The following is a 16,867-nucleotide window of genomic DNA, read 5'->3' as shown; positions in this document are numbered from 1 at the left end:
CAAGATTCATTGGACAGCCTCTTTTCTTTTTAGGATAAGTTCGGTGCGTTACTCCACCATTAGTAAATATGCACAAACGGTTCGTCCTTGTCCGCCTTTCTGACAATGAGCGATTCTGGCCCATTGACAGATGTAACGCTGACCGAAACCGAGATGTATTTTGGAAAATGCTCCATCACTTTCCCGGTTACATACTGGGTAAATCCGATCCCTTCCGCCTTTCCGTAAAATTGGATTGGAATCGTAATGCTCAACTCTTTAAGCTGGCCGTCCAAATAATGGCCTTTGCCCACCACCCCATTGAAGTTAGGGAAGTATTTCTCGACGTCCTGTTTGAAGTTATCAAATGCAAGCGCATCTTCACGGTATTTTTCCCGGGCATCTTTGGAAGGGAACAGAAAGTATTTTTCACTTACCTTTTCCCATTTGTCAATGTCTGCCCCCTGCTTTACAGTCGTATAGGCGAAAAAGTTCCCCGGTACAACCGATTCAATGCTTTCCTGCTCAAACAAAGCAATTGTAATCGGGATATTTCTCAACTCATCCATGCCGCGAAGCCGTTTCAGTACTTCCTGGGCAATCTTTTTTCCTTCCCGTTCCATCGTCTGCTGGTCAATCTTAACCTGGAATGTATCGCCATATCTTTCCTTTTGATAATAGTGGACCGAATTCAGGGCGAGGCCTATCGCGACTCCGCCAAGCTTGTACTTGTCGTTATCCCCTTTTACAAGGAAATCGTATTCCAGGAGATGGGCCAGGTAGATCGGGCTTTTTTTATTCCGTGCTTCAATATCGCCTACGCCTTCGTCAATAGGATTCAGGCCAAGGTTGTCTTCTTCCTTTATCTTTAATTCATCTAGCTGCTTTTTGGTATACTTGCGCGCGAGCCATGCCTCAACAGTCTTCTTTTTCAGGATTTGGCCTTCCCTGAACACATACTTATCCGGATCGAATGTATTCTGGGCAACCCTCATTAATCCCATTTCAAATTCATTGATATCGTAGCGGGTATTGAGGGTATTAACCGTCAGCCCCCGTGCCCCGCTCGGCTTAAATGGCAGGAGTACCTGGTAATATTTATCCGATATCTTGTATTTTGGAATAATCGCCTCTTCCTTCGTGTTCTTTGGCTGGTCCACGACTTCCTCCCGGTTTTGGAAGTTCGGCGCGCACGCACCCAAAAGAAGCGATAAGGAAAGAAGCACGATTGTTAACTTTCTCACGTTTCCTGCACCTCTTACTATTCGATTTCCTCGAGCAGCCTCTCTTCATCCCAAATTTCGATTCCAAGCTCTTGCGCTTTAGTAAGCTTGGAGCCTGCATCTTCTCCCGCAATGAGGATGTCTGTTTTTTTGCTGACGCTACCGGCTACATTCGCGCCGAGAGCTTCCAGCTTTTCTTTCGCTTCATTCCGGGACATTCTTTCCATTTTACCAGTCAGGACGACCGTTTTTCCGGTGAAAATTGAATCCGCCGACTCAATTGCCGCTCGTTTCGGCCCTAGGTATTCCATATTCACGCCTGCAGCCTTTAGTTCATTTATCAGTTCCCTGGCTTCTTCCTGTTCGAAGAACGCAGCGATTGAGCTGGCCATCTTTTCCCCTACTTCGTTAATGGACATAAGGTCGCTTTCGGTTGCCGACGCAAGCCGGTCCATCGTTTCGAATTCCTGGGCAAGCGTCCTCGCCGCCTTTTCCCCTACATGGCGGATGCCCAAGCCAAACAATAAACGCTCAAGCGAGTTCTCCTTCGAACGGTCAATTGCCTGGAGCAAATTGGCCACGCTCTTTTCCCCCATCCGTTCTAGGGCAAGGAGTTCCTCCGCGGTCAACTTATATAGGTCCGCCACATCTTCCACAAGCTTATGGGCAAACAACTGGGCAATCACCTTTTCTCCAAGGCCATCGATATTCATCGCATTCCTTGATACAAAATGGATCAAGCCTTCCCTTATTTGTGCCGGGCATTTCGGATTCAGGCACCTTAAGGCCACCTCACCCTCAAGCCTGACAAGGTCGCTTTCGCATTCCGGGCAATGGGTTGGCATGTGAAAATCCGTTTCATTGCCGGTTCGCTGCTCCAAAAGGACGTTTACAACTTCCGGAATAATATCCCCGGCCTTTTTAACAACTACTTTATCGCCAATCTTCAAATCCTTCTCCCTGATTAAATCTTCGTTGTGCAGGGATGCCCGCTGAACAGTCGTTCCTGCGACCCTTACTGGCTCGAGGATGGCGGTAGGTGTAACGACCCCAGTCCGTCCAACGCTCAGCTCAATATCCAAAAGGGTCGTAACCACTTCCTCAGCCGGAAATTTGTATGCAACCGCCCAGCGCGGGCTTTTAGCCGTTGTACCGAGCTGCTCCTGCGTCTCGAGTGAGTCGACTTTGATAACGATGCCGTCAATGTCATAATCAAGATTCGCGCGCTTTTCGACCCACCCGTCTATATAGTCGATGACATCTTCAATCGACGCGCATTTTCGCCGTTCCTTGTTCGTTTTAAACCCAAGCCTGTCGAGATAGTCAAGAGCTTCGCTATGCGATCCGATTTCAAGGTCCTGCGCATCAGAAATCCCATAGAGGAAAATATCAAGATTCCTGGATGCGGCAATGCTTGTATCCAGCTGCCTAAGTGAGCCGGCCGCCGCGTTCCTTGGATTCGCGAACGGTTCCTCGCCGCGTTCTTCCTTCAGCTTGTTGAGCTTTTCAAAAGACTTTCTCGGCATGAAGGCTTCCCCGCGTACCTCAAGGGAGGCGCTCTCCCTTAACCTGAGAGGAATTGATTTAATGGTCCGCAAATTCGCGGTAATGTCCTCGCCAGTCGTACCATCGCCCCGTGTAGAGCCAAGGACGAATCGCCCCTCTTCATAAGTCAGGGCAACGGCAAGGCCGTCGATTTTTAACTCACATACATAGCTGACATCATTCCCCGCTGCCTGCCGGACACGCCGGTCAAAATCCCGGAGATCGACTTCATTGAACGCATTCCCCAAGCTTAGCATCGGGCTTTTGTGCCGAACCTTTTCAAACATATCAAGAATGGCGCCGCCAACCCTGACCGTTGGCGAATCAGGCGTTTTGAATTGTGGATACTTTTCCTCCAGTTCAATTAATTCACGAAGGAGCCGGTCATATTCCGCATCCGGGACTGACGGTTTATCGAGAACATAATATTCGTATCCATATTGATGCAGCAATGTCTGCAGCTCCCTGACTTTCATTTCGGCTTGTTGCAGGTCCATCCATCAATCCCTCTTTTCGTAAAAATCATCGTTTATATTACTTATACCTTTTTGATTGGTGCAAATTTGGCAAGGAGCCGCTTTATCCCGGTCGGGCTTGGGAACGCAATGTCAAGCTCCAACCCGTCTCCCTCGCCTCTTACGCCTACAACGGTGCCAATGCCCCATTTGCCATGCTCGGCTTTGTCACCGGCTTTCCAGCCAATCGTTTCCCCTCCCGAAGCAGCGGGACGGGTGACCGGCTTTCTAACGGCTGGCTGTTGCGGCGCGCCAAACTGGCGGTTCATCCCGCTAGCCCCAAACCGGTTGCCGGAAGGTTCAAATGGCGAAGATGTAAACTTCTTTTCCGCCGGTTCAACTGTTTCAATGAGGTCGGCGGGAATTTCCTTAATAAACCTGGATGGAGGATTCATGTTCGTACGCCCGAACAGCGTCCTCCACTGGGCGTTTGTTAAAAACAAATACTGTTCCGCCCTGGTAATGCCGACATAGGCGAGCCGGCGCTCTTCCTCCATTTCCCCTTCATCCATAAGGGAACGGCTATGAGGGAACACTCCTTCTTCAAGGCCGATCAGGAAAACGACCGGAAATTCCAGCCCCTTGGCCGAATGAAGGGTCATCAGCGTTACTTTCTCATTTTTTTCAGGCTCGTCATCCATCGAATCGATATCGGCGACGAGCGCGAGGTCTGTTAAAAACGCGACGAGCGTCTTATCCTCGCTTGTCTCCTCAAAGCTTTTTGTAACCGAGAGCAATTCCTCAAGGTTTTCCATCCTGCTTTGCGCCTCAATTGATTTCTCGGCGCGAAGCATCTCCATATAGCCGGATTTATCCAATAAATCCTCAACGATTTCCGTGACAGAAAGGAATTCCTGCATCCGCGTGTAGTTTGCAATCAGGTCCCGGAACTCGGCCGCCGCTTTGGCGGTTTTCGGGCTGAGGCCAATCAGCTCCACAGATTCAAGTGCCTGGAAAAGTGTCAGGTCATGAAGGTTGGCGAAGTCAATGATTTTATCCACCGATGTCGCCCCGATTGCCCTCTTTGGAACATTGATTACCCGGGTCAGGCTTATATCATCATCAGGGTTGGAAATGAGCCTGAGGTAGGCAAGAATGTCTTTGATTTCTTTCCTGTCATAGAACTTGATGCCGCCGACAATCTGGTAATCAATGACTGACTTCAGCAAAACTTCCTCCATGACACGCGACTGGGCGTTTGTCCGGTAAAGGATGGCGATGTCGGAAGCGGTATACGTGCCGGAGTCAATTAGCTCTTTAATTTTTCCGGCAACGAATTGCGCCTCTCCCTGCTCGCTGTCAGCCCTATAATAGACGAGTTTGTTCCCTTCCTGGTTCTCCGTCCACAAATTTTTCGGCTTTCGGTTCATGTTTTTGGCGATTACTTCATTCGCCGCCAACAGGATCCTTTTCGTAGAGCGGTAGTTTTGCTCAAGCAGAATGACCTTTGCATTTGGGTAGTCCTTTTCGAACGATAGGATGTTCGCAATATCCGCCCCGCGCCATTTATAAATCGACTGGTCCGAATCCCCTACGACACACAGGTTTTTGAAACGCGCCGCAAGCATTTTCACAAGCATATACTGGGCCCGGTTCGTGTCCTGGTACTCATCGACATGGATATACTGGAACTTTCTCTGATATTTTTCAAGCACTTCGGGAACCTGCTTGAACAGCTGGATTGTCATCATGATCAAGTCGTCAAAATCCAAAGCCTGGTTCTTGCGCAGCCTTTTTTGGTACTCCTTGTACACGTTGGCGACCTTTTGCTCTATGTAGCTTCCGGCCATATTTTCGTATTCCTCCGGCCCAATCAGTTCATTTTTCGCGGAAGAGATGGAACCGAGGATGGCCCTTGGGTCGAATTGCTTCGGATCCATGTTTAAATCCTTCAGTATTCCTTTGATGACCGATTGCTGGTCGGTCGTGTCAAGAATCGTAAAATTCCGGTTAAAGCCAATCCGATCAATATCGCGGCGCAAAATCCGCACGCACATCGAGTGGAACGTCGAAATCCAGATTTCTTCCGCGGCGCCGCCCATCAATTTTGAAATCCTGTCCCTCATTTCGCGGGCAGCCTTGTTTGTAAATGTAATCGCAAGGATGTTGTAGGGATTCACTAGCTTCTCAAGCATAAGGTACCCAATCCGGTGGGTCAGCACCCTTGTCTTCCCGCTCCCTGCACCGGCCATTATCAGCAGCGGCCCATCCGTCGCTTTTACCGCTGCCTGCTGCTGGGGATTCAGCCCCCCAAGCAATTTATCTTTCAGGTATTGCATTCTCTCCACCACCATAACAAAACATATGTTCTGTATTTATTGTAAGCTGTTTATCGTAAAAATGCAGCTATTTTCCAGTTTTCACTGCTTTGACTGTTTCCAACGCCTTCCCAAGGTCTTCATATATACTATTTCCAACGACAATAACATCCGCATGCCTTGCCATCTCCTCGGCTTGTTCTTTCGTTTTAATTCCGCCTCCATAAAAGAGGACTGCTTTCTCCAGGCCTTTTTTCGCAGCCGCGGCCATCTCGGGATTCCCGTATGCACCACTGTATTCAAGGTAAAATATTGGCATTCCGAACATTTTCTCGGCCATCATGGCATAAGCTTTGATGTCTTCCTTCGACAACCTGGTTTCCGCTTCGGTCAGCTTTGCCGCCTTGCACTCTTCATTGAGGATTACATACCCCTCCATCGCAAACTCGTTCCAGTCCATAATATCCCCAAATTCCTTGACGGCCTCAAAATGCAGGCCATTTATCCACTTTGGGTCCTTGCTGTTCAGGATCGATGGGACGAAATAAAGATCGAAACCAGGGGTTACGGACTCGAGATTCGGGACCTCTAGTACGCATGGAACTGTAAAGCGGCGGATCCTAGCCATTAAATCCAGGACCCCTTCCAGTGTCACCCCGTCCGTACCGCCGACAATCACCGCATCCGTACCGGATTCACAAATTGCCTCCAAATCCGAATCGGTTATCTCCCGGGCCGGGTCAAGCTTGAACACATGGCGCCACTCGCGAAAATCGTACATGAAAAAAATCCTCCATTCACTATTCCATTAGTACATTATAGCATTTGGCAAAACGGAAAAAAAAGAAAACGAGGGAAAAGTCACAGTAGAAATGATAACCATTATAGGGGGAGAACAAAAGGCGAAAGCGCCTTGGTCAGCCCCGACCAGCATAAGACGGGGCCCGCAGGACGGGCCCGCCCTCCGGAGGGAACCGGCTTATGACCTCGAGGGGCTAGGCGCTGGAGCTGGATTACAATAACTTATTTCGAGTTATCACAAGGTGAATTTTATAACTTGTTAGACGATTAAAAGAAGCCGAAGCATTGCCTCGGCCTTCAATCTTGTCTATTCTTCTGTTCCTGAAGCCGCGGGCTCAGTAACCCGGTCAAGAACCATCTCGTAAGCATCATTGCCATAGTTGAGGCAGCGCTTAACCCTTGAAATCGTCGCAGTGCTCGCGCCTGTTTCACTTTCAATCTTATGGTACGTCTTCCCTTCACGCAGCATCCTCGCAACTTCAAGGCGCTGGGACAGTGACTGGATTTCATTCACCGTACAAAGGTCATCGAAAAACCGATAACATTCCTCCAGGTCTTTTAGTGTAAGGATGGCATTGAAAAGCTGGTCGAGTTCTTTTCCTCTAAGCTTATTGATCTGCATATTGTTTTAACCCCCTTTTTCTTTATTGTCTTTCTTATTTTCACTGAATTTCTGGTTAGTTCTCTTCAATGGTGATACTCTTGGCGATGCCGGGATTCGCCGGGATGATGTTGACCCACGTTTTTCCGGGGACAAGGCTAGCTTCATTCCCGTCTTTTACGGGAATAATCCTTCCATTGTCATTGAGCCAATCAACTTCAATTACCTTTCCTTTTTGGAAAAGATACCCCTTGCCTCCGCTTTTCAAATCAATGTCACGAAGCCCGCCAGGCCCGGCTGGCGTGTGGGACATTTCCGCGATAAAAATATTGTCCAGCAAAATCGGCTGTTTTGTATCCAAATCAACCATCAATTCACCGTTAATATACCGCTTATATTTTCCAATCGAAGGATCATATTTATAAGTCGGCGAATACGTTTTTGTCCCATAGGAGACAAACGCCGAAAGCGCAATCCTGCCATCGATATGTGCAACTTCCTTTTCCGTCAGGAATTTGAAAGCCTTTGGAGCAGGGGACAACTTGAATCCATTTTTTTCGGCACCCTTTACGATATTTTCATAAGGAATATATGAGTTATGCGGGGCCTTCCGGAAGCTGGCCCTTTTAAACAGCGTTCCGTCATATACCATTCCATTCAGGTGGTCGATATAACCGGAATTCAACATTTTTTTCGCTTCGACACTATAGCCGTGGGCAATAAAGATGCTGTCGAGTCCCTTGGCGATTTCAATATAATAATCCCTCGCACTTCTGACAGGCCCGATACTTACAGGCTTTTCGCTTTGATACACGGCGAGGAACCTCGTAACATCCCCTTCCGCGAGCAACTCATAGATAATATCCGCCTGATTTAGGCCCGATTGCGGACGGGCTTTTGGAAAATTATTAACCACCACCGCGAACGCCCTGTTATCCGGCTCTGTTTGCGAGCCTATTCCAGTAAGCGGATACGAAAAAGGAAGCTCAGGTACGGCATGTTCCACTTTTTCCGCGGCTGCAGCTTTTTTTACAGGCTTCGCCGGCTCCTTTGAGGTCTCCTTGTCACTGCATGCCGATAGCAAAAGAAACGTCGCCGCCACCGCCAAGTTCCATTTCCTCATTCTCACACCCCTGTTTGTGCTTCTATCTGTCTTAGCCTTATTTTCTCTATCGTTTATCCCACTCGTAAGGAGAACAAGCGCTCACCATAAGTAGGGTTCTACCTTCCTTTGATGGAAGGTTCCCTTTATTATTTTAACGCATTATAGACGGAAAGAGTACCATTTTATTCATTACATCATACATTCCTTGCTGAGTAATCCGGATATAAGGTAAATGCGTGGAAGAAAAGAAGAGCAAGCTGTAAATAGGGTCTGAATAGCTGTACCCCCGTTCACGCAAAATTTCCAACAACCTTTTTTCTTTTTCCATCAATTCCTCAAGCGGAAGTTCCGTCATTAATCCCCCAAGCCGCAGCGGCAGCTCGCATAGTATTTCCCCGCCCTCTGAAACGACAATTCCGCCGCCAATCTCTTTCATTCTGTTAAAAGCACGGAGAAGATCGGGCTTGCTTTTGCCAATAAGAATAATGTCCCCCGTGTTGGAAAATGAACTCGCCATCCCTTGAAGTCTGTTGGCGAACCCTTTCAGTATGGTATTGACCCGCCACTTCCCATTCCTGTCGAGCAGCATGAAAAAGCACTCATCATGGCTTTCGGAAAGGCGTTCTCTTGATACTTCGAGCGAAACGGAATAGGGCTTTGTAATGACTGCATTCTCCATTTTGATGCCAAATGGCATCGAGAACTGGAGGTCGTCCATTGTAAGCTCCAAATCAGGCCGGAGCGGCTCAAGCCCGTAGCTATTCCAGTCAAGGCCGGGAAATGATTCGTGGATAATCTCGCCATCCCGCTTCACCCATCTCCCCTTTGCAAGGACGGAAACTGGGCATGGCTCTTCGACACTGGAGAGAATGTTGATGTTCGCGACCCTTCCTGTGGCAATTTTCCCATGAATATGGCTGAGATTATAATATCTGGCGGGGTTGATGGTCGCCATGTTATAAGCATCAATTATTGGAACACCTTTATTGATCGCAATCCGGATCATCTGGTCAATGACCCCGTCCCTGTAAAAACCGGAGGAGGAGCCATCCGTGGTAAACATCATATGGTCATAAGCGGTAATCCCAAGCCGTTTTAAATCATCAAGCAAACTTGGCAAGTCCGGTCGAATCGAGGAATGCCTGAGGGAAACGGTATATCCCTGCATTAACCGATCCAAAACTTCTTCCCCTGTCATTGCCTCATGGTCGCAATCCGCGCCAAGCAGCATCATCTTGGCAAGCGTCTTTTCCGATGCTCCGGGAAAGTGCCCCTCAATCTGCTTTCTCATCCGCTTTGCTTCCTGGATCCAGTGAAGCATCATGTCATCGCCTGCAAGTAATTTCGGCCAGCCCGTCAGCTCCCCACCCTGAATGACAGCATCGTGCTCAAGCCATGATTTGATATGCGCATGGGAAAAGATTTCTTCCTCGTTCAATATTTCAGTTTGGGGATCAAACCTGCACCACCAGAACATGCTTGCTGGAATGGTCCGCAAATCCTTCATTAGCAAAAAAGCCTTCTTTTTGTTTAAATGAAGGACGAGGGCCATATTATCATTGATGATGGTCGTAGTCCCTCTCCCCGATGCGTAGGCTGCAAACGAGTGTGGATTGTATAATTGGAACGGATGGGCATGCGGCTCGATATAGCCCGGTACGATAAATTTGCCCGAACAATCTATTGTACTGCAGTTCACAAGGTTTTCCGGCAGTTTTTCACCAACATAGACAATCCTGTCATCATATATCCATATATTCGCCTTCATCCAGCTGCGGAACACCTGGTTCAAATACGTACAATTTTTCAAAAGGATCGTCGGCGCTAGCTTCCCATCCAAAACATCAATATGCTCACGCAAATGCTTGTTTTTCCACCTGTAGCGCTGCTCCATTCTATCTCCACCCTTCTATAAAAGGATATCTATTAAACTATATTTTTTACCAATGAAAGCACTTACATTTTATACTACCATAATCTTTCCATTATTGAAGCAGTGGATATCACTTTGGTTTTATATTTTTGTGAAAAAGTGAACAAGTTTTTAGGAGTGATACTACGCCTATTCTAAAAGTCATGTGTCCCTTACCATATAACTAAAAAAGCATCCACCCTTGATGGATGAATGCTTCCTATCCTATTTACAGGCCAAGCCTTTGAAAAATCGTATCAACATGCTGCAGATGATAGCTGTAGTCAAAACAATCATCCAGTTCCTTCGGGCTTAGATACTTTGTAATCTTCTCATCCTGGTCAAGCAGGCTCCGGAATGGGACTTGCTTCTCCCAAGCCTCCATGGCCCGCGGCTGCACGGTATCGTACGCCTCCTCACGTGATAGGCCTTTCTCAATCAGTGCGAGCAATACCCGCTGCGAATAAATCAAGCCGAGTGTCCTATCCATATTCCGTTTCATGTTTTCCGGATACACCGTCAGGTTTTTAATAATGTTCCCAAATCGGTTAAGCATGTAATTCAATAGGCTGGTCGCGTCCGGAAGAATAATCCGTTCAGCCGATGAGTGCGAAATATCCCGTTCATGCCAAAGAGGGACATTTTCATACGCTGTCAGCATATGGCCGCGGATAACCCTTGAAAGTCCTGTCATATTCTCAGAACCGATCGGATTCCGTTTATGCGGCATCGCCGATGAACCCTTCTGCCCTTTTGCAAAAAACTCCTCTACCTCACGAGTTTCACTTTTTTGGAGGCCGCGGACTTCAACAGCGAATTTTTCAATCGACGTTGCAATTAGCGACAATACGGACATATAGTGGGCATGCCTGTCTCTTTGCAGTGTTTGGGTGGAGATTGGGGCGGCCTGGAGCCCAAGCTTTTCACATACATACTTTTCAACAAACGGATCTATATTCGCATATGTACCGACAGCCCCGGATATTTTCCCGAATTCAATGCCTTTTGCCGCTTCATTAAAACGGTCAAGATTCCGTTTCATCTCCTCATGCCAAAGGGCAAGCTTCAGGCCAAACGTAGTTGGCTCTGCATGGACTCCGTGGGTCCGCCCCATCATCACAGTATATTTATGCTCTTGAGCCTTTTCTTTTAAAATGGAAATGAAACGCTCAAGGTCGGCCCTGATTATTTCATTTGCCTGCTTTACCAAATAAGAAAGCGCCGTATCGACGACATCCGTCGAAGTCAGGCCGTAATGTACCCATTTCTTCTCCTCGCCGAGCGTTTCCGAAACCGCTCTCGTAAACGCAACAACATCATGCCTTGTTTCTTCTTCGATTTCTTTGATCCTGTCTACATCAAACCGGGCATTTTCACGGATTTTCCGGACATCCTCGTGCGGGATATCCCCAAGTTCCGCCCATGCTTCACAAGCAAGTATTTCTACTTCCAGCCATGCGGCGAAACGGTTATGCTCTTCCCAAATTTTCGCCATTTCCGGCCTGGTATAGCGGTCAATCATAATTAATCCCCCGTTTTTTAGTTAGTTATCTATCCACAATAGCCCGAGCTGCATAAAAGCAGGATTCAGGCGAATCCATCCCTATCTTATCAGCCTTACTTAGGAAATGTCAAACCGAATTACGAACATTTTGACATGGTAATATCTTATTGTTCGTTATTTTTATTGTTCTTTTTGTTTACCTTCAAAAAGGATTTGTCTCCCCGCAGGGATTACCTCATTTCCTTCTTCCTTGAAAATTGGTTTTTCAATTCTTTTAACTGGAACGAAACCGAGTTGCTCCATTCGTTTAAGGCAATCATCAATCGTTTCATTTTCCTTTACCTCAAAAAGCTGCTTCTTCCCCACAAACAATCTCTCCTTTGGCTTTTTCTTAGTATACCCCAATGCTTATAAAACGTAGAAATGCCGGGTAGACTCTCCCCGGCACTTCATGATTTTATTTTTCATCATACTTTTCTATATAAAACCCTTGCTGAGGCGACCATTCGGCATAGTATACCTCTCCTATATTTGTAATTCCTTCTTTTTTCAACTCTTCCCTAAGCCATCTTTCATCCTTCCCGGCAATCTTTAATTCCTCTTCCTCAATTTTTCCCTCATCAACCAATAACAAGGACGGATCAACATCTTCAGCATTTACTTTTAGCATTTCAGGCGTTACCGGATCACTTGAAGCCTTTTTCATAACACTTATCTGGCCTCCTGTTTCCATAAAAACATACCTAACATCTTTTAAAGAAAACACTCCTTTCGTGCGAAGCAGCGCACGAAGCTGTTCCATTTCCATTTGATTCTTTTTCATTTGTTTGTGGTTGATTTTACCCTCTCTTACCAAAACTGACACAGTTCCCGTCAGCGGCTTCCGAATTTTTTCATATTTCTCTCCGAGTTTTTCAACAATAAAACTAATTCCGCCCCATAACGCAACTCCAAAAAGCACATGAAAAATATTGACCTTTTCATCATAAATGGATTCCTCAATAATTCCTCCTAACAAAATGGCGAAAACAAAATCATATGGAGTTAACTGGGACATCTCTTTTTTCCCAAGTAGTCTAGTTACCACGACGAGGGCAAAATATCCGACTATCAGCTTTAACGCTATCATGCCATACATAAACAGTACCCCCTTCTCTCTTTCAATCCATATACCCCCTTTTTTCCGCATTAATGTTGTTCCCTCCTTTTGGAAGGGAACTTGAGGTTTTTTAATAAAGGAAATTTAGTTGTGGAGTGGAAACTCAACTAGTCTTATGTTTCTGACGCTATAAGGTATACCTTGGGCTTAAAATAAGGGTAGGGAGTTTAGATCTGACAACCGGACAGGATTTGCCGCTGGCTTGTCACTTATATAGGGTTTATCTGGCAACCGGACAGGATTTCGCCGCTGGCTTGTCACTTATATAGGGTTTATCTGACAACCGGACGGGATTTCGGCCACTGCTTGTCACTTATATGGGGTTTATCTGACAACCGAACGGGATTTCGGTGTCTGCTTGTCATTTATATGGCGTTTATCTGACAACCGAACCGGATTTCGTTGTTTGCTTGTCACATATATGGGGTTTATCTAACATCCGGACAGAATTTCGGCGTCTGCTTGTCACTTATGTGGGGTTTATCTGACAACCGATCCGGATTTCGCCGCTGGCTTGTCACTTATATGGGGTTTATCTGACAACCCAAGCGGATTTCGGTGCTGGCTTGTCACTTATATCGGGAACATTTGGATATTCACTTTGCTGTCCAGACACCACGCTTCTTTGGACATACATCCCATGAAAATTCACTTTGCTGTCCAGAGATCACGCTTCTTTGGACACACATCCCATGAAAATTCACTTTACTGTCCAGAGATCACGCTTCTTTGGACAAACAACCCTTGAAAATTCACTTTGCTGTCCAGAGACCAGGCTTCTTTAGACACACATCCCCTGAAAATTCACTTTGCTGTCCAGAGATCACGCTTCTTTGGACAAACAACCCTTGAATATTCACTTTGCTGTCCAGAGATCAGACTTCTTTGGGCACACTTTATCTGACAACCACCTCGAATTTCGACTCCTGACTGTCCCTTAAACAAGGATTATGGGACGAATTTGCAGGTTTTTTCTTTTTGCCGCTCTCTCAAACATGGGCAGACAGGTTTTCAATGGCTGGCAGTTCATTCACATGCCTTAAATACACCAAAAAAGGCAACCCATTTAAAGGTTGCCTTCCGTTTTGCCCGGCAGCGTCCTACTCTCACAGGGGCAAGGCCCCAACTACCATCGGCGCTGAGAAGCTTAACTTCCGTGTTCGGTATGGGAACGGGTGTGGCCTTCTCGCCGTAACTGCCAGACTATTTGGTTTGAGGTTCATTCCCTCAAAACTGGATAATTTTCAGAAGAAGTTCAGAAGAACACGGTAATCAATTGGTTAAGTCCTCGATCGATTAGTATCAGTCAGCTCCACACGTCGCCGCGCTTCCACCTCTGACCTATCAACCTGATCATCTTTCAGGGATCTTACTTCTTTCGAATGGGAAATCTCATCTTGAGGGGGGCTTCATGCTTAGATGCTTTCAGCACTTATCCCGTCCGCACATAGCTACCCAGCGATGCCTTTGGCAAGACAACTGGTACACCAGCGGTGCGTCCATCCCGGTCCTCTCGTACTAAGGACAGCTCCTCTCAAATTTCCTGCGCCCACGACGGATAGGGACCGAACTGTCTCACGACGTTCTGAACCCAGCTCGCGTACCGCTTTAATGGGCGAACAGCCCAACCCTTGGGACCGACTACAGCCCCAGGATGCGATGAGCCGACATCGAGGTGCCAAACCTCCCCGTCGATGTGGACTCTTGGGGGAGATAAGCCTGTTATCCCCGGGGTAGCTTTTATCCGTTGAGCGATGGCCCTTCCATGCGGAACCACCGGATCACTAAGCCCGACTTTCGTCCCTGCTCGACTTGTAGGTCTCGCAGTCAAGCTCCCTTGTGCCTTTACACTCTGCGAATGATTTCCAACCATTCTGAGGGAACCTTTGGGCGCCTCCGTTACATTTTGGGAGGCGACCGCCCCAGTCAAACTGCCCGCCTGACACTGTCTCCCACCCAGATCATGGGTGCGGGTTAGAATTTCAATACAGCCAGGGTAGTATCCCACCGACGCCTCCACCGAAGCTGGCGCTCCGGCTTCACAGGCTCCTACCTATCCTGTACAAGCTGTACCAAAATTCAATATCAGGCTGCAGTAAAGCTCCACGGGGTCTTTCCGTCCTGTCGCGGGTAACCTGCATCTTCACAGGTACTATAATTTCACCGAGTCTCTCGTTGAGACAGTGCCCAGATCGTTACGCCTTTCGTGCGGGTCGGAACTTACCCGACAAGGAATTTCGCTACCTTAGGACCGTTATAGTTACGGCCGCCGTTTACTGGGGCTTCGATTCAGAGCTTCGCTTGCGCTAACCCCTCCTCTTAACCTTCCAGCACCGGGCAGGCGTCAGCCCCTATACTTCGCCTTGCGGCTTCGCAGAGACCTGTGTTTTTGCTAAACAGTCGCCTGGGCCTATTCACTGCGGCTCTTCAGGGCTATGAACCCTAAAGAGCACCCCTTCTCCCGAAGTTACGGGGTCATTTTGCCGAGTTCCTTAACGAGAGTTCTCTCGCTCACCTTAGGATTCTCTCCTCGCCTACCTGTGTCGGTTTGCGGTACGGGCACCTTTCATCTCGCTAGAGGCTTTTCTTGGCAGTGTGGAATCAGGAACTTCGGTACTAAATTTCCCTCGCTGTCACAGCTCAGCCGTCACGGAAAGCGGATTTGCCTGCTTTCCAGCCTAACTGCTTAGACGCACATATCCGACAGTGCGCTTACCCTATCCTCCTGCGTCCCCCCATTGCTCAAACGATGAAGAGGTGGTACAGGAATATCAACCTGTTGTCCATCGCCTACGCCTTTCGGCCTCGGCTTAGGTCCCGACTAACCCTGAGCGGACGAGCCTTCCTCAGGAAACCTTAGGCATTCGGTGGATGGGATTCTCACCCATCTTTCGCTACTCATACCGGCATTCTCACTTCCAAACGCTCCACAGGTCCTTCCGGTCCTGCTTCAACGCCCTTGGAACGCTCTCCTACCACTGACATCGAAGATGTCAATCCACAGCTTCGGTGATACGTTTAGCCCCGGTACATTTTCGGCGCAGAGTCACTCGACCAGTGAGCTATTACGCACTCTTTAAATGGTGGCTGCTTCTAAGCCAACATCCTGGTTGTCTAAGCAACTCCACATCCTTTTCCACTTAACGTATACTTTGGGACCTTAGCTGGTGGTCTGGGCTGTTTCCCTCTTGACTACGGATCTTATCACTCGCAGTCTGACTCCCACGGATAAGTCTTTGGCATTCGGAGTTTGTCTGAATTCGGTAACCCGATGGGGGCCCCTAGTCCAAACAGTGCTCTACCTCCAAGACTCTTACAACGTGAGGCTAGCCCTAAAGCTATTTCGGAGAGAACCAGCTATCTCCAGGTTCGATTGGAATTTCACCGCTACCCACACCTCATCCCCGCACTTTTCAACGTACGTGGGTTCGGTCCTCCATCCAGTGTTACCTGGACTTCAACCTGGACATGGGTAGATCACCTGGTTTCGGGTCTACGGCCACATACTCATTCGCCCTATTCAGACTCGCTTTCGCTGCGGCTCCGCCTCTTCGGCTTAACCTTGCATGGGACCGTAACTCGCCGGTTCATTCTACAAAAGGCACGCCATCACCCATGAACGGGCTCTGACTACTTGTAGGCACACGGTTTCAGGATCTCTTTCACTCCCCTTCCGGGGTGCTTTTCACCTTTCCCTCACGGTACTGGTTCACTATCGGTCACTAGGGAGTATTTAGCCTTGGGAGATGGTCCTCCCGGATTCCGACCGGATTTCACGTGTCCGGCCGTACTCAGGATCCACTCAGGAGGGAACGAAGTTTCAGCTACAGGGCTTTTACCTTCTCCGGCAGGCCTTTCCAGGCCTCTTCGCCTACCCCGTTCCTTTGTAACTCCATGTAGAGTGTCCTACAACCCCGGAAGGCAAGCCTTCCGGTTTGGGCTATGTCCCGTTTCGCTCGCCGCTACTTGGGGAATCGCGTTTGCTTTCTCTTCCTCCGGGTACTTAGATGTTTCAGTTCCCCGGGTCTGCCTTCAATACCCTATGGATTCAGGTAAAGATGCCACCCCATTACGGATGGCGGGTTTCCCCATTCGGAAATCTCCGGATCAAAGCTCACTTACAGCTCCCCGGAGCATATCGGTGTTAGTCCCGTCCTTCATCGGCTCCTAGTGCCAAGGCATCCACCGTGCGCCCTTTCTAACTTAACCTAAAAGGTCATTCCACTCTGTTTACCAGAGAGAAAACTAAAATGGCGATCACTCGG

At 48.0% G+C, this 16,867-nt stretch carries 10 protein-coding genes and 2 rRNA genes; all 12 read right to left on the bottom strand.

From position 1 onward, the window contains the following. Positions 1-59 precede the first annotated feature (59 nt). Positions 60-1,223 (bottom strand): CamS family sex pheromone protein, encoded by a 1,164-nt coding sequence (locus tag V1499_RS01695; protein ID WP_409273263.1) that lies wholly within the window; start codon positions 1,221-1,223, stop codon positions 60-62. Positions 1,224-1,240: 17 nt separating this feature from the next. After that, positions 1,241-3,244 (bottom strand): NAD-dependent DNA ligase LigA, encoded by a 2,004-nt coding sequence (gene ligA, locus V1499_RS01690; RefSeq protein ID WP_409273262.1) that lies wholly within the window; start codon positions 3,242-3,244, stop codon positions 1,241-1,243. Positions 3,245-3,285: 41 nt separating this feature from the next. Then, positions 3,286-5,541 (bottom strand): DNA helicase PcrA, encoded by a 2,256-nt coding sequence (gene pcrA, locus V1499_RS01685; RefSeq protein ID WP_409273261.1) that lies wholly within the window; start codon positions 5,539-5,541, stop codon positions 3,286-3,288. A 67-nt stretch (positions 5,542-5,608) separates the two neighbouring features. Further along, the gene (locus V1499_RS01680) at positions 5,609-6,301 is read right to left on the bottom strand and encodes a heptaprenylglyceryl phosphate synthase (RefSeq protein ID WP_409273260.1); all 693 of its coding nucleotides are present in this window, start codon (positions 6,299-6,301) and stop codon (positions 5,609-5,611) included. 327 nt (positions 6,302-6,628) lie between these two features. After that, positions 6,629-6,943 (bottom strand): YerC/YecD family TrpR-related protein, encoded by a 315-nt coding sequence (locus V1499_RS01675; protein WP_409273258.1) that lies wholly within the window; start codon positions 6,941-6,943, stop codon positions 6,629-6,631. Positions 6,944-6,998: 55 nt separating this feature from the next. Continuing rightward, positions 6,999-8,045: a DUF3048 domain-containing protein gene (locus V1499_RS01670; RefSeq protein WP_409273256.1), complete on the bottom strand. Its 1,047-nt coding sequence runs from the start codon at positions 8,043-8,045 to the stop codon at positions 6,999-7,001. Between the two features lie 133 nt (positions 8,046-8,178). Then, complete coding sequence (locus tag V1499_RS01665) at positions 8,179-9,921, bottom strand: adenine deaminase C-terminal domain-containing protein (protein WP_409273254.1); 1,743 nt, start codon at positions 9,919-9,921, stop codon at positions 8,179-8,181. Positions 9,922-10,168: 247 nt separating this feature from the next. Next, positions 10,169-11,461 carry an adenylosuccinate lyase gene (purB, locus tag V1499_RS01660; protein WP_409273252.1) on the bottom strand — a complete coding sequence of 431 codons (1,293 nt, stop codon included), beginning with the start codon at positions 11,459-11,461 and terminating at the stop codon, positions 10,169-10,171. A 162-nt stretch (positions 11,462-11,623) separates the two neighbouring features. Continuing rightward, positions 11,624-11,809: an NETI motif-containing protein gene (locus tag V1499_RS01655; protein WP_409273251.1), complete on the bottom strand. Its 186-nt coding sequence runs from the start codon at positions 11,807-11,809 to the stop codon at positions 11,624-11,626. Positions 11,810-11,900: 91 nt separating this feature from the next. After that, positions 11,901-12,581, bottom strand: a complete 681-nt coding sequence (locus V1499_RS01650) for a YetF domain-containing protein (protein ID WP_409273249.1) — start codon at positions 12,579-12,581, stop codon at positions 11,901-11,903. Between the two features lie 1,108 nt (positions 12,582-13,689). Beyond that, positions 13,690-13,805: ribosomal RNA gene (rrf, locus tag V1499_RS01645) — 5S ribosomal RNA — on the bottom strand. A 73-nt stretch (positions 13,806-13,878) separates the two neighbouring features. After that, positions 13,879-16,811: ribosomal RNA gene (locus V1499_RS01640) — 23S ribosomal RNA — on the bottom strand. Between the last annotated feature and the right edge of the window lie 56 nt (positions 16,812-16,867).

Origin of the sequence: Neobacillus oceani (assembly GCF_046237595.1) — a bacterium.
Taxonomy (GTDB): Bacteria; Bacillota; Bacilli; order Bacillales; family Cytobacillaceae; genus Bacillus_D; species Bacillus_D oceani.
Note: the sequence above shows the minus strand (reverse complement) of the source record. Positions and strands in the feature narration are given on the sequence as shown.